The 24,937-nt window shown below is 40.6% G+C and carries 27 protein-coding genes and 1 riboswitch; of the genes, 12 read left to right on the forward strand and 15 right to left on the reverse strand.

The annotated features are described in order from the left end of the window. Positions 1-12: 12 nt before the first annotated feature. The 3 genes from G3T18_RS13685 to G3T18_RS13695 all read left to right on the forward strand — a co-directional run bounded on the left by G3T18_RS13685 (position 13) and on the right by G3T18_RS13695 (position 2,691). Positions 13-2,076, forward strand: a complete 2,064-nt coding sequence (locus tag G3T18_RS13685; RefSeq protein ID WP_224411123.1) for a prolyl oligopeptidase family serine peptidase — start codon at positions 13-15, stop codon at positions 2,074-2,076. 116 nt (positions 2,077-2,192) lie between these two features. Continuing rightward, positions 2,193-2,471, forward strand: a complete 279-nt coding sequence (locus G3T18_RS13690) for a BrnT family toxin (RefSeq protein ID WP_224411124.1) — start codon at positions 2,193-2,195, stop codon at positions 2,469-2,471. Further along, a complete protein-coding gene (locus tag G3T18_RS13695; RefSeq protein WP_224411125.1) occupies positions 2,434-2,691 on the forward strand; it encodes a BrnA antitoxin family protein in 258 nt (85 codons plus the stop codon). Before G3T18_RS13690 ends, G3T18_RS13695 begins: the two co-directional genes overlap by 38 nt. A gap of 43 nt (positions 2,692-2,734) precedes the next feature. Here the strand turns inward: G3T18_RS13695 and purH are convergent, their stop codons facing one another. The 5 genes from purH to G3T18_RS13720 all read right to left on the reverse strand — a co-directional run bounded on the left by purH (position 2,735) and on the right by G3T18_RS13720 (position 5,974). Continuing rightward, the gene (gene purH, locus G3T18_RS13700) at positions 2,735-4,282 is read right to left on the reverse strand and encodes a bifunctional phosphoribosylaminoimidazolecarboxamide formyltransferase/IMP cyclohydrolase (RefSeq protein WP_224411126.1); all 1,548 of its coding nucleotides are present in this window, start codon (positions 4,280-4,282) and stop codon (positions 2,735-2,737) included. 263 nt (positions 4,283-4,545) lie between these two features. After that, positions 4,546-4,743: a 30S ribosomal protein S21 gene (gene rpsU, locus G3T18_RS13705; protein ID WP_224411127.1), complete on the reverse strand. Its 198-nt coding sequence runs from the start codon at positions 4,741-4,743 to the stop codon at positions 4,546-4,548. Between the two features lie 139 nt (positions 4,744-4,882). Further along, positions 4,883-5,173 carry an RNA recognition motif domain-containing protein gene (locus G3T18_RS13710; RefSeq protein ID WP_224411128.1) on the reverse strand — a complete coding sequence of 97 codons (291 nt, stop codon included), beginning with the start codon at positions 5,171-5,173 and terminating at the stop codon, positions 4,883-4,885. 253 nt (positions 5,174-5,426) lie between these two features. After that, positions 5,427-5,591: a hypothetical protein gene (locus tag G3T18_RS13715; protein ID WP_224411129.1), complete on the reverse strand. Its 165-nt coding sequence runs from the start codon at positions 5,589-5,591 to the stop codon at positions 5,427-5,429. Between the two features lie 95 nt (positions 5,592-5,686). After that, positions 5,687-5,974 (reverse strand): RNA recognition motif domain-containing protein, encoded by a 288-nt coding sequence (locus tag G3T18_RS13720; protein WP_224411130.1) that lies wholly within the window; start codon positions 5,972-5,974, stop codon positions 5,687-5,689. A 151-nt stretch (positions 5,975-6,125) separates the two neighbouring features. Here G3T18_RS13720 and G3T18_RS13725 point away from each other — a divergent pair, with 151 nt between their 5' ends. After that, the gene (locus G3T18_RS13725) at positions 6,126-6,287 is read left to right on the forward strand and encodes a hypothetical protein (protein ID WP_224411131.1); all 162 of its coding nucleotides are present in this window, start codon (positions 6,126-6,128) and stop codon (positions 6,285-6,287) included. A gap of 195 nt (positions 6,288-6,482) precedes the next feature. Here G3T18_RS13725 and G3T18_RS13730 read toward each other — a convergent pair whose 3' ends face one another. Beyond that, positions 6,483-7,814: an ATP-dependent DNA helicase gene (locus G3T18_RS13730; protein WP_224411132.1), complete on the reverse strand. Its 1,332-nt coding sequence runs from the start codon at positions 7,812-7,814 to the stop codon at positions 6,483-6,485. Positions 7,815-8,168: 354 nt separating this feature from the next. On the opposite strand from G3T18_RS13730, the gene zds reads away from it, so the two are divergent. The 3 genes from zds (at position 8,169) to ilvA (ending at position 11,893) form a co-directional block, all read left to right on the forward strand. After that, positions 8,169-9,641, forward strand: a complete 1,473-nt coding sequence (gene zds / locus G3T18_RS13735) for a 9,9'-di-cis-zeta-carotene desaturase (RefSeq protein ID WP_224411149.1) — start codon at positions 8,169-8,171, stop codon at positions 9,639-9,641. 242 nt (positions 9,642-9,883) lie between these two features. After that, positions 9,884-10,330: an SRPBCC family protein gene (locus G3T18_RS13740; protein WP_224411133.1), complete on the forward strand. Its 447-nt coding sequence runs from the start codon at positions 9,884-9,886 to the stop codon at positions 10,328-10,330. A 51-nt stretch (positions 10,331-10,381) separates the two neighbouring features. Continuing rightward, complete coding sequence (ilvA, locus tag G3T18_RS13745) at positions 10,382-11,893, forward strand: threonine ammonia-lyase, biosynthetic (RefSeq protein ID WP_224411134.1); 1,512 nt, start codon at positions 10,382-10,384, stop codon at positions 11,891-11,893. 524 nt (positions 11,894-12,417) lie between these two features. Here ilvA and G3T18_RS13750 read toward each other — a convergent pair. The 4 genes from G3T18_RS13750 to G3T18_RS13765 form a co-directional block, all read right to left on the reverse strand. Beyond that, positions 12,418-14,451, reverse strand: a complete 2,034-nt coding sequence (locus tag G3T18_RS13750) for an adenylate/guanylate cyclase domain-containing protein (RefSeq protein ID WP_224411135.1) — start codon at positions 14,449-14,451, stop codon at positions 12,418-12,420. 342 nt (positions 14,452-14,793) lie between these two features. After that, positions 14,794-15,240: a hypothetical protein gene (locus G3T18_RS13755; protein ID WP_224411136.1), complete on the reverse strand. Its 447-nt coding sequence runs from the start codon at positions 15,238-15,240 to the stop codon at positions 14,794-14,796. Continuing rightward, positions 15,224-17,479 (reverse strand): 5-methyltetrahydropteroyltriglutamate--homocysteine S-methyltransferase, encoded by a 2,256-nt coding sequence (metE, locus tag G3T18_RS13760; protein WP_224411137.1) that lies wholly within the window; start codon positions 17,477-17,479, stop codon positions 15,224-15,226. Before metE ends, G3T18_RS13755 begins: the two co-directional genes overlap by 17 nt. Positions 17,480-17,581: 102 nt before the next feature. Further along, positions 17,582-17,974 carry a DUF1636 domain-containing protein gene (locus G3T18_RS13765; RefSeq protein WP_224411138.1) on the reverse strand — a complete coding sequence of 131 codons (393 nt, stop codon included), beginning with the start codon at positions 17,972-17,974 and terminating at the stop codon, positions 17,582-17,584. Between the two features lie 267 nt (positions 17,975-18,241). Then, positions 18,242-18,388: riboswitch (cobalamin riboswitch) on the reverse strand. 220 nt (positions 18,389-18,608) lie between these two features. On the opposite strand from G3T18_RS13765, the gene G3T18_RS13770 reads away from it, so the two are divergent. Then, positions 18,609-18,845 (forward strand): AbrB/MazE/SpoVT family DNA-binding domain-containing protein, encoded by a 237-nt coding sequence (locus G3T18_RS13770; RefSeq protein ID WP_224411139.1) that lies wholly within the window; start codon positions 18,609-18,611, stop codon positions 18,843-18,845. Next, a complete protein-coding gene (locus G3T18_RS13775; RefSeq protein WP_224411140.1) occupies positions 18,829-18,999 on the forward strand; it encodes a type II toxin-antitoxin system PemK/MazF family toxin in 171 nt (56 codons plus the stop codon). Before G3T18_RS13770 ends, G3T18_RS13775 begins: the two co-directional genes overlap by 17 nt. 102 nt (positions 19,000-19,101) lie before the next feature. On the opposite strand, the gene G3T18_RS13780 is transcribed toward G3T18_RS13775, so the two are convergent. Together G3T18_RS13780 and G3T18_RS13785 are read right to left on the reverse strand one after the other, a co-directional pair. After that, positions 19,102-19,494 (reverse strand): DUF5615 family PIN-like protein, encoded by a 393-nt coding sequence (locus tag G3T18_RS13780; protein ID WP_224411141.1) that lies wholly within the window; start codon positions 19,492-19,494, stop codon positions 19,102-19,104. Beyond that, positions 19,494-19,868 carry a DUF433 domain-containing protein gene (locus tag G3T18_RS13785; RefSeq protein WP_224411142.1) on the reverse strand — a complete coding sequence of 125 codons (375 nt, stop codon included), beginning with the start codon at positions 19,866-19,868 and terminating at the stop codon, positions 19,494-19,496. Before G3T18_RS13785 ends, G3T18_RS13780 begins: the two co-directional genes overlap by 1 nt. Before the next feature lie 103 nt (positions 19,869-19,971). Here G3T18_RS13785 and G3T18_RS13790 point away from each other — a divergent pair, with 103 nt between their 5' ends. The 3 genes from G3T18_RS13790 (at position 19,972) to G3T18_RS13800 (ending at position 22,138) form a co-directional block, all read left to right on the forward strand. After that, positions 19,972-20,196, forward strand: coding sequence for a DUF433 domain-containing protein (locus G3T18_RS13790; RefSeq protein WP_224411143.1), 225 nt, complete (start codon positions 19,972-19,974; stop codon positions 20,194-20,196). A gap of 137 nt (positions 20,197-20,333) precedes the next feature. Beyond that, entirely contained in the window at positions 20,334-20,540 is a 207-nt protein-coding gene (locus G3T18_RS13795) for a hypothetical protein (RefSeq protein WP_224411144.1), read from the forward strand. A gap of 131 nt (positions 20,541-20,671) precedes the next feature. Next, a complete protein-coding gene (locus G3T18_RS13800; protein ID WP_224411145.1) occupies positions 20,672-22,138 on the forward strand; it encodes a Fic family protein in 1,467 nt (488 codons plus the stop codon). A gap of 131 nt (positions 22,139-22,269) precedes the next feature. Here G3T18_RS13800 and G3T18_RS13805 read toward each other — a convergent pair whose 3' ends face one another. The 3 genes from G3T18_RS13805 to G3T18_RS13815 form a co-directional block, all read right to left on the reverse strand. After that, positions 22,270-22,560 (reverse strand): DUF2288 domain-containing protein, encoded by a 291-nt coding sequence (locus tag G3T18_RS13805; RefSeq protein WP_318013970.1) that lies wholly within the window; start codon positions 22,558-22,560, stop codon positions 22,270-22,272. 40 nt (positions 22,561-22,600) lie between these two features. Next, on the reverse strand, positions 22,601-23,239 hold the full coding sequence (locus G3T18_RS13810) for a lysophospholipid acyltransferase family protein (RefSeq protein ID WP_224411146.1): 639 nt from the start codon (positions 23,237-23,239) through the stop codon (positions 22,601-22,603). Between the two features lie 13 nt (positions 23,240-23,252). Then, positions 23,253-24,937 (reverse strand): Ig-like domain-containing protein (locus tag G3T18_RS13815; protein WP_224411147.1); only part of this gene is annotated, 1,685 nt, incomplete at its 5' end.

The raw sequence follows: 24,937 nt of genomic DNA on the forward strand, positions 1-24,937 counted from the left end.
CTTGTAGAAGTCATGGAAAACGATTTCATCTACCCAAACAGCCAAAAAGTAGACCAAGTTGATAACTACCACGGGATTGAGGTAAAAGATCCCTATCGCTGGTTAGAAAACCCTGACTCCGAGGAAACGAAAGCTTGGGTAGAAGCCCAGAATCAAGTCACATTCGGTTATTTAAGTAAAATTTCCGCCAGAGAAAAGATTCAGCAGCGAGTAACTCAACTGTGGAATTACGAGAAATTTGGTATTCCCTTTAAAGAAGGCGATCGCTACTTTTATTTCAAAAATGACGGACTACAAAACCAAAGCACTCTGTATACTTTATTCGACTTAGATAGCGAACCAAGGGTACTTCTCGACCCCAATAATTTATCATCCGATGGAACCGTCGCCCTTTCCGGTTTAGCTGTTAGTAACGATGGCAATTTAATGGCTTATGGTTTATCTGCATCGGGTTCTGATTGGCAAGAATGGCAAGTGCTAGATGTCGCCACCGGAGAAAACCGGGAAGACAAGTTAAAATGGATTAAATTTTCCGGCGCATCCTGGACAAAAGATGACCGAGGATTTTTCTATAGTCGCTATGACGAACCAAACGAAGAAACTAAACTCGAAGATGTTAATTATTACCAAAAACTTTACTATCACAAATTAGGTACAAGTCAAGCAGAAGACATACTTATTTACGATCGCCCTGACGAAAAAGAATGGGGTTTTAGTGGTAATGTCAGTGAAGATGGCAAATATTTAATTATTTCCGTTTGGCGCGGCACTGACCCCAAAAATTTGGTCTTTTATAAAGACTTAGAAAATCCCGAAGCCGAAGTTATCGAATTAATTAGTGAGTTTGAAGCAAATTACGATTTTGTTGATAATGACGGGACAATTTTTTGGTTTCGCACCGATTTAGATGCACCTCGCGGACGCTTAATTGCTATTGATATAAACAATCCAGTTAAAGAAAATTGGCAAGAAATTATTCCTCAATCCAACGATACTTTAGAAAGTGTTGGTTTGCTGAATAATCAATTTGTGGTAGACTACCTCAAAGACGCGCGATCGTCAATTAAAATTTTTGCCTTAAATGGGGAATTTGTCCGTGAAGTAGAATTACCTGGAATTGGTTCTGCGGGCGGTTTTGATGGTAAACGAGAAGATACAGAAACCTTTTATATTTTCACCAGTTTTACTACACCATCAACTATTTATCGTTACGATCTGGTAAGCGGAGAAAGTACAATTTTTCGTCAACCAACTGTCGATTTCAACCCAGAAAGTTACGAAACCAGACAAGTATTTTATCACAGCAAAGATGGCACGCGAGTGCCAATGTTTATCACTTATAAAAAAGGTTTGATTTTAGATGGAAATAATCCAACTTTACTTTACGGTTACGGCGGTTTTAATATTTCCCTAACACCAAACTTTTCCGTTAGTCGCATAGTTTGGATGGAAATGGGAGGAGTTTATGCAGTTCCAAATTTACGTGGTGGTGGCGAATATGGCGAAGAATGGCATCAATCTGGAATGAAATTAAACAAGCAAAATGTGTTTGATGATTTTATTGCGGCGGCGGAATGGTTGATAGAAAATCGGTATACTTCAACAAGAAAACTTGCTATTTCTGGCGGTAGTAATGGCGGTTTATTAGTTGGCGCTTGTCTGACACAACGCCCAGATTTATTTGCCGCAGCTTTACCCGCAGTTGGCGTTATGGATATGCTACGTTTTCATAAGTTTACTATTGGTTGGGCTTGGTGTTCGGAATACGGTAATGCGGAAGAAAATGAAGACGAATTTCAAGCAATTTATGCTTATTCTCCCCTGCATAATTTAAAGCCAGGGACAGCTTATCCTGCCACAATGATAACAACTGCTGACCACGACGATCGCGTAGTTCCCGCCCACAGTTTTAAGTTTGCGGCGGCTTTACAAGCAAGTCATGCTGGAGAGGAACCTGTGTTAATTCGGATTGAAACGAAAGCGGGACATGGTGCAGGTAAGCCCACGACGAAAATGATTGAGGAAACTGCCGATTTATTTGCGTTTTTAGTGAGGGTTTTAGAGATGGAAGTGTAGAAACGTACAGAGGAAAAAAGTGAGGAATTATGATCGTTTCACGGCTTGAACCTTGTAAACTTGGAGAGAGGTTACTACAACGTATCTAAATAACTTTTCTTAACTACTATAGTAGGATGAAATTTGAGTGGGACAATACCAAGAATAACCAAAATATTCGTAAGCACAAAATTGATTTTGCGAATATTCCTCAAATGTTTAATGCGCCTATGTGGATTACTCTTGATGAGCGAAAAGATTATAGAGAAGCTCGTTGGCTTGGAATTGGTATCCTAGGTAATGTTATAGCTGTGGTGGTATGGACAGAACCTCAAGTTAACACAATTCGGATTATTTCAGCAAGAAAGGCGAACAAAGATGAGCGAAACAAATATCAACAATACCTCGAAAACTGACTGGAAAAAGTTAGAGACGATGACTGATGACGAAATCGATTATAGCGATATTCCACCTCTAACTGATGAGTTTTTTGCTCGTGCTAAGGTCAGGCTACCAAATACAGTTAAACTCGATCCAGAAGTTCTAGCATGGTTTAAGGCTAAGGGAGAGGAATATCCAGCTTTAATTAATCAGGTATTGCGGGAATATATTCAAGTTCAACAAAATTGCTCTTAGTAAGAAGATGAGGGCTAAAGCCCTCACTACGAACTAGGAATGATTAATGTAAAAAGTGACGTTTTCCAGTTAAGACCATAACTAAACCGAGTTCGTTAGCAGCCGCGATTGAGTCTTTGTCTCGGATGGAACCACCTGGTTGAATGATAGCAGTAATTCCGGCGGCGGCGGCGGTTCTTACGGAGTCGTCGAAGGGGAAGAAACCATCGGAAGCAAGGGTTGCACCTTTAGCGTTAGCTGCGGCTTGTTCTAGGGCAATTTTAGCAGCACCGACGCGATTCATTTGTCCTGCACCGATGCCTAAAGTTATGCGATCGCGTGTTACGACAATAGCATTAGATTTGACGTGCTTGGCGACTTTCCAAGCAAAGAGCATTTCTGCTATTTGTGCAGGAGTAGGTTGTTTTTCGGTGACAATTTTCCACTCGTCGGGAGAGTCTACCACCTCATCTGCGGCTTGAATCAGAAAACCACCGGCGATCGCCTTAAGAGTTTCTTTTGGTCCGCTACTTAAGTCTGCAAGTAATAATACTCTTAATTTGGACTTCGCAGCGATAATTTTTTTGGCTTCGTCACTGCAACTGGGTGCAACCACACATTCTAAAAAGGTTTTCGTCAAAGCCTCGGCTGTAGCTGCATCAATAGTTTGATTTAAGGCTACAATTCCCCCAAATGCAGAAACCGAGTCAGCCGCAAAAGCTTTTTCGTAAGCATCGACTAGACTATTACTCACAGCAACACCGCAAGGATTAGTATGTTTAAGCACTGCGGCTGCGGGTTCATCGCTAGGAAATTCGGCAATAATTTGGCGTGCAGCTTCTAGATCGACCAGATTATTGTAACTTAATTCCTTCCCTTGTAACTTTTCGGCTGCCGCCCAACCTGTAGCTTGAGTACCAGTTTGATACCAACCAGCAGGTTGATGAGGATTTTCGCCATAACGCAAAGTTTGTAACTGAGTGCCAGAAAGAGTGTAAACTGCTGGTAAAGGAGTAGTTTCCGTCGTAACAGAAGTGAGATAAGTGGCGATCGCGCTGTCATAAGTTGCCGTTAAAGCAAATCCTTCCTTAGCCCTTGCTTGGCGGAATTCTAACGTAGTTTCACCTTGATTTTCCCGCAACTGAGCTAAATATTCCCCATACAAATCAGGTTTACACAAAACCGTCACATGAGCAAAATTTTTTGCCGCCGCCCGTAACAAAGTCGGACCGCCAATATCAATTTGTTCGATCGCCTCTGCTAAACTAACATCAGATTGAGCGATCGTTTGCTCGAAAGGATAAAGATTAACCACCACTAGATCGAGCGGACGAATTTGGTTATTCTCCAGATCGGTAATATCTGCTGACAAATCTCTACGTGCGAGAATACCACCGTGAATGCGTGGATGCAGAGTTTTCACTCTCCCAGCCAAAATTTCTGGAGAACCAGTATAATCAGATACTTTCGTTACTGGTATTCCTTCAGCTTGCAAAGTTTTCGCAGTTCCCCCACTGCTAATTAACTCAAAATCAAATTCTGTGACTAGACTTTTTGCTAATTCAACGATTCCCGTTTTCTCAGATACACTCAGCAAAGCTAAACGTGCCACGATTTAAGATTCTCCTTGGTTGCACTGATCTTTGTGCAATTATCTCCTAAACTGGAGAAATCTGTTATCAGTTAACAGTTATCAGTTATCAGTTAACAGTAAACAGTTATCAGTGACCAGTTACCAGTTATCAGTTATCAGTAAACAGTTACCAGTTATCAGTTTCTTCCTTTTTTCTTCCTTGTCCCCCCAGTCACCAATCCCCAATCACCAGTCCCCAGTCCCCAGTCCCCAGTCCCCAGTCCCCAATCACCAATCCCCAATCACCTTTTCCGACGGTTACGAAACTTGCGACGTTCGCGGTGTCGGGCGATTTGTTTGCGCTTGCGTTTTTCTCCTGGAGTTTCAAAGTGGCGATTCTTTTTCATATCGGAGAAAATGCCAGCTTGGGAAACTTTGCGCTTAAATCGACGTAAGGCTGACTCTAAGTGTTCATTATCACCAAGAACTACTTGGCTCATTCAAGATCCTCCCCTTGTGATTAATTTTAGTTATTTACGGTACAAAAATGGCTAATTATTCCAAAAAAAATAGGACAGGGTAGATCCCCTGTCCACTGAAAAGACGTGGGAATTTATTCAGTTGTCAGATTGAAATTTATTAGCGTCGTGAGAAGTTGCGCTTATTTCCTCTGCCACCACTTCTGTCTTCACGGGGTCTGGCTTTGTTAACTTTAAGAGTACGTTCCATCCATTCTGCCCCATCTAAGTCTTCGATCGCTGCTGTTTCTTCAGCTTCAGTAGCCATATCGATAAAAGCAAAGCCTCGTACTCGTCCGGTTTCGCGATCTACAGGCATTTTAATCTGTTTGACAGAGCCGTACTCAGCAAAAACACTACTTAAATCTGCTTCTGTTACATCGTAGGAAAGATTACCTACATAAATCGTCATAACTTACCTCAGGAGAGCGTGTAGAGATTGGAATTCGGAGATAAGCTCACTTGCACTACACACCAAACAATTGTCCTAATGTTAGCGAAAACTCAGCCACCGATACCTAATCTTTCATATTATAGCGTTAGATTGTAGCGATCGCTCGTGTTGGGGGCTGAGGTTTTGACCTGACTAGCGATCTCCTAATAGCGAGTGAGGGGGTGCAAGTCACCCCCTCACCATTTCCAGTTCTGAGAATAGCGATCGCTAATTAATCTTCTCGTTCTGTTGCTTCGTCTTCTTCATTTTCCTTCTTCTTGGAGTTGGAAAAACGTTGAGACTTTGAGAAAGAACGATAAGATTTCTTCCCAAACTGTCTCGCATAGGCTTGATTGCGAGAAGCTTTCTCTTTTTTTAGATTTCGACGTTTAGCCACTACGAATTTCCTCATTGACACAAACAAAGGCTTCTGACGAGTCCTACGGAATCCATTGGAGCTCTAGAAGGAGGGCTAAGAATGATACTATAGCTTTAGTAGCGCTTATTTTTGCGACCGCCACCGAATGAACCTTTTGATTCGCGGGGTCGGGCTTGGTTAACTTTTAGTTCGCGACCCATCCATTCTGCACCATCGAGTTGAGAAATAGCGTTCGCTTCTTCTGTTTCTGTCTCCATTTCGACAAAACCAAAGCCGCGCATACGTCCTGTTTCGCGGTCAGTCGGCAAATGGACGCGCTTGACTGTACCATACTCAGCAAAAACCTCGTTGAGGTCGTCTTGGGTAACTGAGTAGTCTAAATTACCTATATAAATTGACATCGAGTGATGTTCTCCTGGATAGATTGTGTAGAGAGCCAAGATTTCGGAGAACAGCCTGCCAATACCTGATGGAAAAAACCTGTCAATACTGAAAACAACCGTTGTCACCGATCTTCATTCTCGATTGTTATCTTAGCACTTCATTTTGTTTTTGAGCGAAATCTTAACTGACAGATTAATTATTTTCGGAACTACAATCGCAATCGCCGCGATCGCCGAGCGTTATTTAGAGCGATCGCGCGATCGATTCAACTACAAGGGCTTTTTGCCGACAGAAAACTTAAACTGTCGAGGGTTTCGTCACGATTTCTAGATATTTAACCAAAAACCAGCTATTTGTGTCCTGCCGCGATCGCGATCGCAATTAATAGCTGATTCAATAATTTTCTCTGCCTAATTTTGGCTTTTAAATTCCCTTGATTTTTTCAATTTTCTCGTTCAATCGCTTTCAATCTTAACTAATTTTTCTCTCTCAATTTGCGGCATTCAGTTATTTTTCCCCTTTTGGCTAAACTTTTTCTACAAAAATTCTTTCCGCCGCCCTCGAAGTAGCCACATAAAGTAACTGATTTCTTTCCTTGATTTTTGGGTTTCGCAAAATATCCTCCAGGGAAACAAAAACATTCTCAAAAGTTGAACCCTGTCCTTTGTGTACTGTTAAAGCATAAGTATAATTTACCTGATGAAATTGCTTTTTAACTTTCCAGAATTGCTCCCAATTTTTAATCTCTGCTAATTTGGCAAGTACCTGATTGAAGCTTTCCCAACTATCCTCATGAATAACTTGCAATTGTTTAGTTTTTTCTTCTTCATCGAGAATCAAAAGCGACCAAATTTTCCAATCATTCTCTAGCTGCTCGATTTTAGCCTTTAAAATTTCGCATTCAGCCGAACTCGGTAACAAAATTTCTTCATTTTTCACACAAGTATCCATCGCCATCAAACGTTCTCCTTCGACAAACCGAGGAACTTCACTTCCATAAATCGCTTGACGAATTTGCTGATTTAGATAATTAACTCGTTTATTTGTCCAAGCAAGAACTCGACAATAATCGGGATTTTTGAGATACTTTTCTGACTGAAAGGCTTTGAGCATATTTGTTGACCAAGCTCGGCTATTTAAAACAAATATTCCTTTAGTTTTGCTGGCATTAAAATCATTCTTTAACAAAGGTAATTGATAAGATTCTAAGTTGTTGCGCAGTGTTTCTGTCAGAACTCCGATCGCTCCTTCAAAACGTACTACTTCGGTTAAATCCGCAGTGCGATCGATTTGCGAAAAAACTAAACTTTCTGACTCTCCTACTGGTGGTAATTGGGCTTTATCTCCCGTAAAAATTAATTTCGTTGTGTTAAATAAAACCTGAACTTCGTTAAACAGTAAATTCCAGAGTTCTTGATTCACCATCGAGGTTTCATCAATTACTACTATCTCATATCTATCGATACTAGCTTTAACATCTGGGTCGCGAACAAACTCTTCTTTACCTGTTTCTTGATTGATTTTTGGTTTTAAACCGAGTAAACGGAAACAAGTCATGCAGTCAATATCTAATTCCCAAGCATCAGCCATATTTTTGAGAACTTTTACGGCTTTATTTGTTGGTGCTGTGAAAACTACTTTCCGCTTGTCTCCATTAAGTTGTAATTCCCGAAATAAACACTGAATTAAGGTGGTTTTGCCGCAGCCTGCATAACCTGTAAGTAAGAAAAATTTTTCTCGGCTAGCGACAAAGTTAAGCATGGCTTCAAGGGCTTCTCTTTGCTGAGAAGTTAAGGTGATTCCTTGCTTTTTTTCGATTTTAAAAGCGCGTTTTCTTTTTTTGGCTGTTTTGACCATAACATTTTCTCAGAATTGCTAGTTTAAATAATTACAGCTCGACACAGATGCACGTAGCTAAAGGTTAATAATTAAGTTGATTTGAGGGAAAGCTTGACAAATTTAAATTGTTATGATTAGTTGATTTCTGGCAGTAAAAATAATAAAACTGTGTCGATATCCTAGCTTACAGTAACGCGATCGCCTAACTTTTGGCTTAGCCAAAGGATAGACTCACAGTCTGCAATTATACTACTCTTAGGTTGGGCGTGAAGTTGGCAGCACACTAGAAAAACCCAATCGGCTAGAATCTTGCACTTAGCGGACAACTCCTATATTAAAATGTCTACAGTGAAACTGAAAAGAGTGAAAAAGATGCGCGTAGCGATCGTTGGTGCAGGATTAGCTGGGATGGCGACCGCCATTGATTTAGTGGATGCTGGTCACGAAGTAGAAATTTTTGAATCTCGTCCCTTTGTGGGCGGAAAAGTCGGCAGTTGGGTCGATGGAGATGGCAATCACATTGAGATGGGATTGCACGTTTTCTTTGGTTGTTATTACAATCTGTTTGAGTTGATGCGGAAAGTGGGCGCGATCGCTAATTTGCGTCTTAAGGAACATACTCACACTTTTGTCAATGAAGGTGGACGCGTTGGTGAGTTAGATTTTCGCTTCTTTACAGGTGCGCCTTTTCATGGTTTAAAGGCTTTTTTTACCACTTCTCAACTCTCGGTCATTGATAAATTAGCTAACTCGTTGGCTTTAGGAACTAGCCCGATCGTACGCGGTTTGATAGACTTTGAAGGCGCAATGAAAAATATTCGCGACCTGGATAAAATTTCTTTTGCTGATTGGTTTCGCAAGCAAGGCGGAAATAACGGTAGTTTGCAGAAAATGTGGAACCCAATTGCTTATGCTTTGGGTTTCATCGATACAGAACATATTTCTGCTCGTTGTATGTTGACAATTTTCCAGTTTTTTGCTGTAAAAACTGAAGCTTCAATTTTGCGAATGTTAGCAGGTTCGCCGGACGAATATTTACATCAACCAATTGTTAAATATCTCGAAGAACGTGGAACGAAAATTTACACTCGTCGGCGAGTTCGAGAAATTTTATCTAGTGGTGAAGGAGAAGCAACCAAGGTAACTGGTATTGTAGTTGCTCGAGGCGATACAGAAGCAACTATTACTGCGGATGCTTATGTAGCAGCTTGCGATGTTCCAGGAATTCAACGTTTATTACCTCAAGCATGGCGTAAATGGCAGCAATTTGATAATATTTATCAACTTGAAGCGGTTCCAGTCGCAACAGTACAATTGCGTTTTGACGGTTGGGTAACGGAAATGAATGACCCCGAAAAACGCCGTCAGTTGGAAAAAGCAGTGGGAATTGATAACTTACTTTATACTCCCGATGCTGATTTTTCGTGCTTTTCTGACTTAGCCTTAAGTAGTCCGGCAGATTATTACAAAGAAGGACAAGGTTCTTTGCTACAGTTAGTCTTAACTCCCGGAGATCCGTTTATCAAAGAAAAGAACGACGCGATCGCGCAGCACGTCCTGAAACAAGTATACAATCTTTTCCCTTCTGCGAGAGAATTGAACATGACCTGGTATAGTGTGGTTAAATTAGCTCAATCTCTCTATCGAGAAGCCCCAGGAATGGACCCCTATCGTCCAGCCCAAAAAACACCTATTGCTAACTTTTTCCTTGCTGGTAGCTACACTCAACAAGAGTACATCGATAGTATGGAAGGTGCAACTATTTCTGGTCGTCAAGCAGCGAAAGCAATTCTGGAAAATGCCGACAAATTAACTGCTATTCCCCAACCCACAGCAGTTATTTAGGGGACTGGTGACTGGGGACTGGTGACTGGTGACTGGGGACTGGGTTCAGTTATCAGTGAACAGCAAACAGTAAACAGTCTATTCCCTAATTCCTCCAAGTCTTCCAAGTCTTCCTTGTTTCCCAATTCCTAATCCCTAATTCCCAATTCCCAATCCCTAATCACTAATCCCTAATCACTAATCCCCAATCACTAATTCCCAATCCCCAATCCCCAATCCCTAATCCCTAATCCCCAATCCCCATGAAAGACTGGCTCGAACATAGCGTACAAGTAGAAGTAGATGCTCCCATTGACCTAGTATGGAATCTGTGGTCAGATTTAGAGCAAATGCCACGTTGGATGAAATGGATTGATTCGGTAAAAATTCTCGAAGAAAATCCCGATTTGTCTCGCTGGAAATTGGCTACTGGCGGTTTAGAATTTAGCTGGCTATCTCGGATCTTAAAAGTAGTTCCTCATCAAATTATTCAATGGGAATCTGTGGATGGTTTACCCAATCGAGGTGCAATTCGTTTTTACGATCGCCACGAAAGTAGTATTGTTAAATTAACGATCGCTTATGCTATTCCTGGTATTCTCGGTCAAATTATGGATAATCTGTTTTTAGGTCGGGTGGTGGAATCCACTATTCAAGCCGATTTGGAACGATTTCGCGATTACGCTATGCAAGCTAAAGCCCAAATGTAAATTTTTATTAAAAATACTTGACATTTTGCATCTGCCTCTAAATAAAATCCCATGTTTTGCGATTACTTAGTACAAATTCTCACCGCCCGCGTCTATGATGTTGCCCAAGAAACACCATTAGAATATGCACCCAATTTATCAGCAAGACTGAATAATAAACTCTTGCTAAAACGAGAGGATATGCAATCGGTATTTTCCTTTAAATTGCGGGGTGCTTACAACAAAATGGCACAACTTTCCCCGGATATTTTGGCACAAGGCGTGATTGCTGCCTCGGCGGGAAATCATGCCCAAGGTGTTGCTTTGGCGGCGCGAGAATTGGGAACTCGTGCGATAATTGTTATGCCCACAACTACGCCCCAAGTTAAAGTAAATGCGGTCAAAGCTAGAGGCGGAGAAGTAGTTTTACATGGGGAAACTTACGATGAAGCTTATAGTTATGCCCGTCAATTAGAAGTAGAGAAGAATTTAACTTTTATTCATCCTTTTGATGACCCCGATGTGATCGCGGGACAGGGTACAATTGGCATGGAAATTTTACGCCAATATCAGCAACCGATTGAAGCAATTTTTGTTGCTATTGGTGGCGGCGGTTTAATTTCCGGAATAGCCGCTTATGTGAAAAGATTGCGCCCAGAAATTAAAATTATTGGCGTTGAACCTGTAGATGCTGATGCAATGAATCAATCATTGCAAGCAGGAAAAAGAGTAAGATTACCGCAAGTAGGATTATTTGCTGATGGTGTCGCGGTAAGAGAAGTAGGGGAAGAAACATTTCGCTTGTGTCAAGAATATGTTGACGAGATTATTTTAGTCGATACCGATGCCACTTGTGCCGCAATCAAAGATGTCTTTGAAGATACCAGATCGATTTTAGAACCTGCGGGGGCATTAGCGATCGCCGGAGCGAAAGTTTATGCCGAAAGAGAACAAATTCAGGGAAAAACTTTAGTTGCCGTCGCTTGCGGTGCTAACATGAACTTTGATAGACTGCGCTTTGTCGCCGAAAGAGCCGAATTTGGCGAACGTCGCGAAGCCATTTTTGCTGTCACAATTCCCGAAAAACCCGGTAGTCTGCGTAAATTTTGCGACTGCATGGGTAAACGCAACCTTACCGAATTTAACTATCGCATTGCAGACGAAAGAGAAGCACATATTTTTGTAGGTGTCCAAATTGTCAACCTTGCTGACGCAGCAAAAATGGCGGAATCATTTGAAGCTTGCGGCTTTAAGACATTAGACTTAACCGACGACGAACTCACCAAGCTGCATTTGCGGCACATGGTGGGCGGACATTCTCACCTCGCAGATAATGAATTATTATACCGCTTCGAGTTTCCCGAACGTCCCGGCGCATTAATGAAATTTGTCGGTTCCATGAGTCCCAACTGGAATATTAGCTTATTCCACTATCGCAATAACGGCGCAGACTACGGCAGAATTGTCGTCGGGATGCAAGTTCCTCCCCAGGAAATGCAAGAATGGCAAGCTTTTCTCGATACTCTCGGTTATCGCTACTGGGATGAAAACAAGAATCCTGCTTATAAGTTATTTTTAGGTTAAAGTACACGAATAAATCTGTCCGTTTCAACACCGTGTTAGCTGTTTACTGTGTATTTCTCCTGAAGTTGCCTCAGAATTTTTTCCCATCTTCGCTTTGTCTAAGATCCTTCGCTTCGATAAGCATGACAACCAAAAATTTGATATATTTTGGTCAATAACAGCGATCGCCACTAACACTAAGCCACTGACTAAAATTAATCAATGAAGTTATAATTCAAGCTAATCTTTGGCATCAACTAAATTTAAATCACTGATGATCGGGTTATATTTTTGACAAATAAATAATTTTGTGCTAATAGGAACGAGGCATAACCTGCTTGTTTGAGAGAAAAAAAAAGGGTGGCGAAAAAGCGATATTTAGTGCAGGAGGATTTGCGCCCGTTTACCCAACAATACCGAAGTGTCAATTTCAAAACTGTCACGATCGCGATCGAGAGACAAGGAAGCGAAGAGTAATCTACTATTGTGTGTGAGGAGCAACGGTAGTGAAAAAGCGATCGGGGGTCGAAACACGGCAAGACGCCCTAGTCGCTTTTTCTCTTACCTTTAATTAGATAAGTAGTCATTTCACCTTTACCTTTAATAGAAATACAACCGCGCTTGGCGAAAATAAATTTCTGGTTTAGTCGATTGTAAACCGCCTGAGTGACTTGAATTTCGCCAGGAATACCATAAACTTCCATACGAGAAGCAACATTAACTGTATCGCCCCAAAGATCGTAAATAAACTTAGTTTTTCCAATTACTCCCGCAACTACAGCCCCAATATTAATCCCAATTCGCAGACTTAAAGCTTCACCAACAGAGGAAGTAAGTTTAGCTAAAGCAAATTGCATATCCAGCGCCATTTCGGCAATTTTTTCTACACAATCAGGATCGGGTTTAGGTAAACCACCAACTACCATATAAGCATCGCCAATTGTTTTAATTTTTTCCAAGCCATGCTTTTGTGCTAATTGGTCGAATTCTGAGAAAATTAAATTGAGAACTTTGACTAACTCTGCGGGAGACTTGCGATCGCCAAACTCGGTAAAGCCCACCAAATCAGCGAATAAGACGCTGACATCTTCAAAACTATCAGCAATGTTAGCTTCACCTTGCTTGATGCGAGTGGCGATCGCGGCAGGTAAAATGTTTAATAGCAGTTCTTCTGTTTGTTTTTGCTGGAATGTCAGCGCTTCCTGTGCTATTTTTCGCTCGGTAATATCGGAAACTGTACCTTCGTAATATAGTAATTTACCTGTATAATCTCTTACTGCACGAGCATTTTCCGAAACCCAAATTTTTTGACCATCTTGACGATTAACTAAAGATTCAAAGCCTTCAACAGCATCATTTGCTTCCATTGCTTCGACAAATTCCCGACGGCGGTTAACGTCAACATACAATTGTTGCGAAACATCTGTTAAACTAGCAATTAACTCTTCTGGCGAATCATAACCGTAAATTTTTGCCAACGCTGGATTTGCACTGATATACTTCCCATTAGGTGTAGTTTGAAAAATTCCTTCGATCGCATTTTCCACCAGATGGTGGTATCTTTGTTCGGCGAGTTGCAGTGCTTCTTGAGTTTGCTTACGATACATTAGCGCAGCTAACTGAGTTGCAACTGCATGAATTAATTCTAACAAATGCTGTTGTTGAGTCACCGCATTTTTCTTATAAAAAACCAAAATAGCAATTACTTCATTTTCGAGCAGAATAGGAATGCCAAAAGCGGCTTTTAAACCAACCTTAACTGCTAATTGGGAACGAGAATAAACCGATCCCGAACAACTAGAAATATTTTCAATCCATTCTGGTTTTTTTGATGACCAAATTCGTCCTACTAATCCTTGTTGGTGAGTAAAAGTCAACCGATAACTTTCCTGGCGAAATTCATAAAAACGAAGCTCGCTAGCGTACCATCCTTTAGTAGAAATTAAGACGCTATTATTTGTACTAGGAATCCAAGCTTCAGCGAAATCCCAACCAATTGCTGTACATACTAAACTCAAAACTACTTTTAAGGCTGATTGAAAGTTTTCAGCGCGAGAAATTGCTTGAGTTGTTGCCAGTAATAAACGTACTTCAAATTCAGCCCGCCTTCTTTCTTTAATTTCTCTTTCTAGTTGCTTATTTTTATCTGCTAATTTTTTTGCTTGTTGTTTAATTTTTTCGTTCAAAAAATGGATCTTTAATTGGTTTTCTACCCGCGCTAAAACTTCTTCCGTATAAAAAGGCTTACTAATATAGTCTACTGCCCCCATTTTAAAAGCTTTAACTTTATCTGTGGTTTCCTTTAAAGCACTAATAAAAATTATCGGAATTTCTTTAGTTAAATTGTTAGATTTTAACCTCTGACAAACTTCGTAACCATCCATTTCTGGCATATTAATATCGAGTAAAACTAAATCGGGGGGATCATTTTGAGCTGCATTAAGTGCTATTTGACCGTTAATAGCTTTTTTGACCCTATAGTTGGACTTTTCTAACATTTTTGCTAAAAGGCGCAAATTTTCAGGCATATCGTCAACAATTAAAATAATTTTTTGCTCGCTATATTCTTCTTCGATCATTCTTTTACTGCTAAGGATTAGCTTTCAAATGTTGGTAAAATTCCAAGCCGTTTATTTCGGGCATACCGATCTAAAATAGATAAATGTTTGATAAGGATCGTAACCTTGTAGAGAGGTTAAATGCAACATCTCTACATTACACCTGTAGCATTTTTGATTTAATTTTGTTGTCAAGCCTATAACTCTACTACTAGAGTAAAAAATAACCGATAGCACTGGCAGAATAGTTGGCAGCGAAATCGGTTTTAGGAATAATTCTCAATTATGCTCAAAAAAATTTCCCGACTTACCACAAAGTCAGAGTAGCGATCGCCCGCCGAACTCTACCCATTCTCTCATAGCCTAGGGTGCGAGGTATCGAGAGCTTGATGGTTGAAATTCCGACCAAGCAAAGCAAACCCTTTGATAAGATTCAGGTGGAGCGATCGGGAGATTTTTCAAGTTAAAAAATGAAACTTTTTTACCCGATTCCAAAAGCAAGATTACATCCTGTTCGGGATTATAGTTATCCACGGCTTCTAAAATATGACCGTTCACGTGGTGTCCTTGAAGAATTACCGTATCGGGTGTAGCTAACCAAGCATTTAAGAAAGCAGCCAAACGAGTACGAGGTACAAAATGAGACTTAAAAGTTTCGCCAAAGCGATCGAGTAAAGGGGAATTAGTCGTACAAACAACTACCCCCCGTCCTGTTTTTAAATAGCCATTCCAGGCGTTATAACCAATAATCAGTAAATTAGTTTCAATTAACGCCTGTTGCCAATTCTCTTCGTTAAGATTTGAGTTCATCACGTAATTCTTTAGCAGCTTCGACCATATTTTTCAAAGCAGGAACTACCTCCTCCCAACATCTGGTTTTAAGTCCGCAATCGGGATTAACCCAAATTTGCTGTAGGGGAAGATTAGCAATACCTGCTTTTAATTGGCTAACCAATTGTTCTGTCGTCGGGACAACAGGAGAGTGAATGTCATAAACTCCGTTGCCAATTTGATGAGAATAGCCTCCTTCGGTAACTTCTTGGAGAGTGCGATTATTGCTACGGCTATTTTCAATAGAAATTACGTCAGCATCGAGACGTTCGATATCTTTGATAATGTCCCCAAACTCGCAATAACACATATGAGTATGGATTTGGGTTTCTGGTGCAACACTTGCAGTCGCCAGTCGAAAAGCATCTACAGCCCAAGATAAATAGTCACTCCAGCGTTCTAATTTTAAAGGTAAACCTTCTCGTAGTGCAGGTTCATCTACTTGAATTATTCTCGCCCCGGCTTGTTCTAAATCTGCTACTTCTGATCGTAAGGCTAAAGCAATTTGAAAGGCTTGATCGCGACGAGAAAGATCGTTACGGGGGAACGACCAATTTAAAATAGTAACCGGACCTGTTAACATACCCTTGACAGGTTTGGTGGTTAAAGCTTGAGCTATTTTATATTCCCTGAGTGTCATTGGCGCAGTGCGAACTACATCGCCATAAATGATTGGTGGACGTACATAACGGCTACCGTAGCTTTGTACCCAGCCATGTTCGGTAAAGGCAAAACCAGCCAATTGCTGACCGAAATATTCCACCATATCGGTGCGTTCAAATTCCCCGTGTACTAAGACATCTAAGCCGATTTCTTCTTGGATTTTGATACACTTAGCAATCTCAGCAGCGATCGCCTGTTGATATTCGGACTCAGTTATATTACCCTTCTTAAATTGCAAGCGTAATTTGCGGACTTCTTGAGTTTGGGGAAAAGAACCAATAGTAGTTGTGGGTAAGGGAGGAAGAGGAATTTGTTTTGCGATGCGTAAGGAGTAGGATAGAGAACGTTGAAAGTCTTGAGGACTGAGGTTATCTACCTTGGCTTTGACTGCATCATTAGCAGGATTAAACTGATAGAAAGCTTCCCAGTTAGCATTAATTAAATCTTCAGTTAATTCTTGTTCTATCTGGGGATTATCTCCCGATAGAGTTCGGGCTAAAAATCTGACTTCCTGTAATTTCTGTTCGGCAAAACTCAACACATTTCGTAATTGTTCTGGCAGTTGTTTTTCCTTTGTTGCATCATAGGGAACAAACTGCAAAGATGCTGACGGTTGTAGAGAAATATTCGAGGTTAGAGTTTTAATTTCTGATAACAGAGGAAGCACTTTATCAGTGCGAATTTGCCAGATATTTCTTCCATCAACAATCCCTACTCCCAACCGCTTATCTTCGGGAAAACCATGCTGTTTGATTAAGTCTAAGTTATTTCCGCGAGTAAAATCTAAACTAATCGCAGCAACGGGTAATTCCCTCACCCAAGAATAACTTTCTCCCAAGTCATCAAAATAAGTAACGAGGTTGATGTCTATTCCTACTGTAGCTAATTCAGTATAAACAGTCTGGAAATGTTCTTTTAAACTAGGTGCATCCCCCAAAACTAAAGCTGGTTCGTGTAGTTGAACTTCCTCAATTCCCAATGCTTTTAATTCAGTTAACAAACTGCGGTAAAGGGGCAAGAGTAAGTTCAAAAATTCTCCTAATTCTACTTGTTCTAAACGACTCAAACGCAAGAGAGTAACAGAACCAATAATAATAGGAACGGCTTTATTCCCTAATATTGCTTGTCCCCTTTTTACTATGTCAATAAAGCCTGTAAAATCCGCTTTGGGGGTAATGTCAGAATTTATTTCTGGAACTAAATAATGATAGTTAGTATCGAACCATTTAGTCATTTCTAAGGCGGGGGTTCCTTCCTTCCCTCGTGCCATCGCAAAGTAACGTTCTAACCCCGTAAAAGCTTGAAATCTTTGCGGAATTAAACCCAAACGTACTGCCCAATCTAGCATCCGATCGTAAAGGGTAGCATCACCGATCCCAATGCGATCTATTCCGGCTTCTGCTTGGGTTTTCCAACTTGCTTCTTCTACTTCTTTTACAGTTTGTAATAAGGATTCTGCGGTTATTTTGTTACGCCAAAAAGACTCCAATGCTTTTTTAACTTCGCGACTTTTACCAATGCGGGGATATCCTATTGTTGCTGTAGAAATATTCATCGTGTTTCCTGAAAATTGATAATACATTCGGATAAATTCAGAATGGCAATTGCCTGCTGTAATCTGAAAGTTGAAAGGAGAGATGTGTTTTTTTAATTGTCCTTAGAGATGATGAGGAATTCTAGCAATAATTCCCTGTTTTAAAGGTTCGGGACGTTCTACCCAAGGCATTGCACCATCAGGTTTTTGACAATATAAACTGGCACAATCTAAGACAGCAGCAGAAGTTGTAGAGATCCTGTCAGCATCATGACTTAAATTACCAAAAACATAGGTAAACTTGCCTGGTGCGGTAAAAGCTACAACGCAGGAATGACTACAAGCACTCATACATTTTACAGACTCGATGGCGAATTTATCTGTTTGAGATCGCACTTGATTTTGTTGGTTTAGTTCTTCTAGTAGTTTTTCACCACCGCTAATACCTACTTTTTTTCCATCTTGCCAAGTGCTAGCACAAGTGGAACAGACGAGAATTTTGTGTTCGGTTTTCATTAATTAAGTTAGCTGCAAATATAGTGAAAATATCTGCTGAAAGTGATATTTGGCACTCAGTTAATTCTCTAGATTCGACACATCTAGAGGATTAGAAAGCGATTGGTCGAATTAAATTTAGCTTCTATCTACCCATCAAAAAGCCTACAATTCGTAGCGTAGTAGCAATAATTATGGGGCAGAAATTCTCTTGTTTTTGATGATAATAACATTTTCAACATCTGTACCTCGCAGATATATTCAGGGAATAGATTGACGTAGTATTTTACGTCTTTATTTTCATCGGCGGGCATTCTGACTGAGAGAAGTTTGATATTCTCATCACAGTTGCGGGACAGCGCCGGATTTACACCGAACTTTCCCCATTACTTCTAATGGCTGGTCTCCATTAGAACCGAGATTACCTGAATATATCATGCTTTTCTCAATTTCGGCAAGTCCATAATATTTGGGCGTAATTCCAATGAAAACAATTTTAAGAATTTGGCGATCGCCAGTTTCCTTGACACCGAAGCATTAGGTTTTGCCGATTGTCAACCAAGACGTGGAGAATAGTTCAGTCAGTGTTAGTAGCATGACAATTTGGATAGAAAAATAGATACAATGTAGATACGGATTAACGAGACAGATAATTATGTCAACTGTTGCTAAGTGGGGAAATAGTCTTGCAATACGCATTCCCAAAAATATAGCCGAAAAAATTAACTTAAAAGAAGGGACTGCTATTTCTATCACTGTCACCGACAACAATATAGTTATTACTCCTAAAAAAACTAAATATACTCTAGAAGAATTGTTAGCAGGGACAAACAGTAAAGATTTTGATGGTGAATACGATGGGGGAGAACCTGTAGGTGAAGAAGTCTGGTAACAAAAAGTATACTCCCAATCGTGGCGATATTGTTTGGTTAGATTTTAATCCCCGTACTGGAAGAAAACAAGCGGGACATCGCCCTGCTATCGAAACAGCACCTATTTTTGTAATCGAAGAAATTTGTGCAAAATTAGAGCCTTGGATTTTTTAAATTTGATTAGTGAAAAAGTCGCGCTAGCGATCGCAACAAACCCGGTTTATTGTCTGGCAAAATATTATCCTAGCCCAAGGGGTGAAAGCAAAACAAATAGAGTTATGGAATAAATAATCTACCAGCCCCCATATACTGTTCGATGTCTAAAATAATTTCGATGAGTCGTTCAACACAACGTTCTCGATATTCAAATTCATCAAGACGCTCAAGATCGCTAATTGTTACCACAGGAAATGATTTTTCTGTATTCTCCTGTCGTATTACTTCTTCGAGCGAGTCATCGCCCTTCATATTACGATTGGCGGTAAGAATCATCATCTGATTTTCTTCAGCATAATCCCAAACCGTGCGATCTTTACTATCCATTGATAGTCCAACATCTCGAAAAGTCATAAATTGAATGGATAGTAATTTGAGCCAGCCTAATTTTGTCAAAATACCCAGAAAAACAAGCGCATAGCCATCCAAATTATAGTCAACCCAAAAAATCATTATTTCTCTGCGCTGCGCCTAGCTTTTTGCTTTTCAAGTTTTGCCCAAAGAGCAGAATCTTCTTGTTTGTGTGGCATTGCCGCAATTTGGTAAAATCGTTGACGATTACGATCTTCCCAATACTGACGAATCTCCTTTCTAGTTTGAAGAACTTCTTGATATTCAGCTTCTACCTGAGTTTTATTTGCTTGAATATAGGACAAAGCTACTTGAATTTGCTCATCGGTAAGATTAAATTTATCTCGAATAAGTTTTGGTGGATACTGAGCTTTTAACAAGTCAAAAATATCATAAAGACTGATGCGAGTGCCTGTGATAGTAAGTCCTCGCTCTGTGCGAACGATCGCTGGTTGTTGAGTAGGCTCTGGTATCATAATATTGAGAATTTTGTTACTTTTGAAAAAACTATGTCACACTTGAAGTCCTTACGGAAAACCTCGTTCATACTAGAAAAAAGTGCTTATGGAGCCGTTTTAAATGTCATCCCTACTTGAAAGAGTCACCATCAATCCCAGACAATGTGGCGGTCGTCCCTGCATTCGAGGTATGAGAATTCGAGTCTCAGATGTTTTAGATTTGTTTGCGGCAGGACTCAGCGCTGAAGAAATTTTAGCAGAAATGCCCGATCTAGAGGCAGATGATTTGAAAGCAGCACTTTTGTACGCATCACGTAAGCTTAATCATCCAGTGTTAGTAGTATAGCGATGAAGACGTTCGCATTGTAGTCGAACCAATTTTTTACTGGAAAAACCCTAGGTTATTATTAGAGTTAGAAGCAATTATCCTAAGAGCGACTGAATCTCCTTACAACGTCCAAATTTACCCCGAAAGGTTAAGCTATGCAAGCTAAACTTCAAGACCAACTTTCTCCTTGTGACGCTGAAGTAATTTTGCAACGTTTACCTGAGCGAATTCGAGATGCTTTGATCGCTCGTGCTATGGAAATAGAATATCCTATTGAAACAGTAATTGAAATGGCGATCGCTACTTTCCTCGACACCGAAGCATTGGGTTTTGCAGATTGCCAACTAGGACGTGGACAATAGTATAATGAAAGTGCTAAATTGCTTCTCGTCACCTTTAATGATAATATTCGTCGCAGCGACAAAAAAGCTACGGCAAATATTCAACGTTTTTAAAATATTCCAAATACAAATACCTTTCTGAGCAAACGTTTATGTTTTGGCAACCAATAAAAGACTTACCTTCAAACTGGCAAGTTCTAGCGAGTTCAGAAATGCCTCCTCTAGTTACTGTTTGGAACGAGCAAGCAGATCGTCTGCGTCAATCTGGTGAATTTCAAACTTTCAACGAAAAGCTACGCAGAGAAATAGCAATTGAAACTGGAATAATTGAGCGTTTATACACCATAGACCGAGGGATTACTCGTTTATTAATTGAACAGGGAATTAACGAGGCATTAATTCCTCATGGAGCGACAGATCGTCCAGTCAAACAAGTAGTTTCTATGATTAAAGATCAAGAAGCTGCCATAGAAGGATTATTTGATTTTGTAGGTGGACAAAGAATACTATCAACATCATACATAAAGCAGCTACATCAACTTCTAACTCAAAGTCAGGATAGTACAGAAGCTCTAGACCAACTTACGGGAAAAATAGTTCGTGTCTCTTTGATTAAAGGTGACTGGAAACGCCAACCTAACAATCCTCTGCGACAAAACGGTACTGTTCATGAGTATTGTCCTCCTGAACAAGTTATATCTGAGATGGATAAATTGATTGGACTACATCACCAACATCGTAACCAAAAAGTTCCTCCTGAGATCGAAGCTGCGTGGTTACATCATAGATTTACACAAATTCATCCATTTCAAGACGGAAATGGTCGTGTTGCTCGATGTTTAGCTAGCTTAGTCTTCATCCAAGCTAGTTGGTTTCCTTTAGTTCTTACCCGTGACAATCGCGCAGACTACATTGCAGCTTTGGAGAAGGCTGACGAAGGAGACTTATCGAGTTTAATTAATCTTTTTGCTAAAAGCCAAAAACAAGCTTTTTTGAGAAGCCTTGGTTTGTCGGAGCAAGTTCTATCAGAAGCACGACGAACTCAGGTGATTATTTCTTCGATCGCAGACAAATTAAAACGAACTCAGTCAGCCTCTATTCAGGATCGATGCAGGAAAGCTGAAAGCTATGCTTCGGATTTGTTTGAAATAGCTCTTAATCGCTTGCAAGAAGTTGCTGAGGAAATTAGTCTATCTGTCCAGAATATCGTAAGTGATGCCCAGGTTTTCACAATTCCTGCTCGTACTGGCGATTCTCGCTCATATTACCATCGCTACCAAGTTGTGGAAACAGCTAAACAGTTAGGATATTTTGCCAATCTTCGGAACTACCACACTTGGATTCAATTAGTTATTAATGTAGAAACATCAACAACGATTCTTCTCTCTTTTCATGTTCTTGGACATGAATATCGAGGGTTACTCGTATGCACTGGATGTGCTTACCGTAGAGATGATTCTGAAGAGGGTGAACGTAATCTTAGTGATATTCAATCTTTGAGCGACTCTCCATTTCAATTTTCCTACGCAGATGTAGAAGAAAATTTAAGAGAACGTTTTAAACAGTGGCTAGAAGAAATAATTTTGACTGGTTTAGATTACTGGAACAAAAGTCTTTAAAATTTAACTAAACCTAGTTAGTATTTTATAAATTATCCAAATAGCTACTGAAATAGGGTATTTAGTTGAGGCAATAATTAACATAACGATCGCCCCCCCTTCCCCCACTTTCCCCGCAAAACCTCTTGCTGCTAACTTTCTGGTGTTGCTTCTTGGACTAAAACGAAGGGTTGAACGATTAATGTGCTAAATTGCTTGCTGGGGTTAGTATTCCAACTGGTCAATTGTTCGGGATCTGGTTTTTGAATTAATTGCTCGCTAATCCAATGTTGTACCGAAATTACATCATCTTGTGCGATCGCTGCACCCACGTCAACTATATTTAACTGTTTGGAAACTACAATGATTGCATCTCGTTTCGCGTGTGGTGTCAATACTCCCCACTCTACATTCGCCAAATCTTGAGCTAATTTGGTTTTCACATCCTCCACGATTTTATCCTCAGTCTGCAACCGCTTTATTTTACCTTCCTAGGTCGTGCATTTCGTTAATTATTGCCGCACATTTTTCCGTAACCGCTTGAACTTGTTCTCGTTTTGTCGCCGTTGGAGGTGCGATCGCGTCACCAATTCGGATTGTCAACGGAACTGGTTTCGGAATCGAACCCGACTGCAAAATCTTCTCTGTCCCCCACAAACATACAGGTAAAAGCGGAACTTGGGCTTTTGCGGCGATCGTTGCTGCACCTAATTTTGGTTCCGTAATTCGTCCATCATCAGTGCGCGTACCTTGCAAAAAAAGCCCCACAGCCCAGCCATCCTTTAAAGCTGTCATCGCCGCCCTAATCGCCGAGCGATCGGCACTAGAACGCTTCACAGGATAAGCTCCATAGAGCGCGATCGCTTGTTTTAACACCGGAACCGAAAATAGCTCTTCCTTCGCCATAAAAGCCACAGGACGGCGCATACAGTTCGATAAAATTGGGGGGTCGAAGTAACTCGCATGGTTACTTACCACCACTAAACCTCCCGACTGAGGTACTTTTTCCGCACCGTATATCCGACCCCGAAAATATACGTGCAACATCGGACTTACCACCGACCACTTAAACAGGTGGTAAAGTGCCAAATTAACTACAGGTTCTCGTTCTCTTGCGTCCACAAATTACTGTATCTTAACTAACAGTTTCCAAGTTTACTTGGAAGATAAAGTCATCATAGGACAAGTCGCCACCGTCTTCGAGGTCTTCAAAAGCAAAAATATTGTCTCCCAATGAGCGAACATGGTCAAATCCATCTGCATTCGCTTCAATAAAGGGGAAGTAAGCTTGAGTAACATCTCCATCAGCGAGAAGATAAGGTGCGTAAATTTCTCCACCCTCAAGTTGTAGTGCATCGGGATCGATATTATCAAATTCCACCACACTTTGAGCTAAAGCAGCTTCGCGATAACCTTCTTCCCCAGGAAGAATGGTATTACCTACGTTATCTAAAACTGCTCCTTCCCTATTTTCGAGCAAATAAAGACCACCTCGGTTATTAAAACCTGCATCCCCAGTCGCAGCGATATTAGCGGTTACTTGTCCGGTAAAATCTCTAAGATCGAGCAATTCACCTTCCCGACTTCCCTGAAGCTCGCTAGCGATCGCCTCTTCCTCAGTTAATTCTACATTCAGCACCAAATCTCCGTAAAGCTCACCTTCTTCTTCACCGTCAACAATATCTTCAAAACTCAACTCAAAAATACCTTCACCTTCATCAGTTACTTGCAATTGCTCAAAAGCTTCACTAACTCCAAAAGTAGAACCAAAAATTATTTGGTCATTTGAGAGACTAATCTCACCAACACTATCAGTAGTCGAGTTAGGAACTAGATAGAAAACAAAGCGAGATCCACCATTAAATCCTCTTAAAACCCGACTCAAATCTTCGCTGGTAAATTCTTGTTCTGATAAAAACTCTTGAGCATCTGAATTCAGCGCGGAAAAGACAACTCGCTCTGTACCACTGATAATCTCATTATCGGCATTAACTTGAACTAAGCCTACCTCATTGGCGATCGCTGCATCAACTCCCGCAAGCGTCAACTTCATCCCAAATTCTGTGGTTGGACTACCACCAATCGAGAAAATATTATCATCGTTAGCACTTAATCCTGGAGGGATTGGCTCTCCTGCTGTTACGGTAACATTAACTCTTCCTGTATCCCTAGCTCCTTTACCATCGCTAACAGTGTAATCAAACCTTGCTTCTCCTCGGAAACCTGGTGCAGGAGAATAAACTACATTACCGTTATTCAGAGTAACTGTACCTCTAGTTGGATTACTTACTGCTGTTACCGTCAGCGTATCCCCATCAGCATCAGTATCGTTAGCAAGTAAATTCGCAGCCGGAATTGTAATTGGTGTATCTTGAGAAGCCGTAATATTATCGTCTACAGCTACAGGTGTTTCATTCGGTAAAACGTTTACATTAACCGTGGCTGTATCTGTCCCACCCGTACCATCGCTAACAGTATAGACAAAACTTGCCTGACCAACAAAACCTGGATTTGGAGTAAATAAAGCATCCAAGTTATTATCAAAACCAACCGTCCCATTAACCGCATTCCCCAAGCTAGTAATTGTTAAAGGATCGCCGTTAGGATCGCTATCATTAGCCAGTAAAGTTTCTACTAAGATAACTCTCGGAAAATTGACCGAAGTTTCGACACTATCATCACTCGCAACTGGAGCATTATTATTTGTCGAATCTTCGCTAACTGTGACGTTAAATGTTGTCTCGACAAACTCATCTCCCGTATCTGTCGCACGAACTGTTATTAATGAACTTCCGCTTACATTTTCCGCTAATTCTAGGG

The organism is Oscillatoria salina IIICB1 (assembly GCF_020144665.1).
In the GTDB taxonomy this organism is placed as follows: Bacteria; Cyanobacteriota; Cyanobacteriia; order Cyanobacteriales; family SIO1D9; genus IIICB1.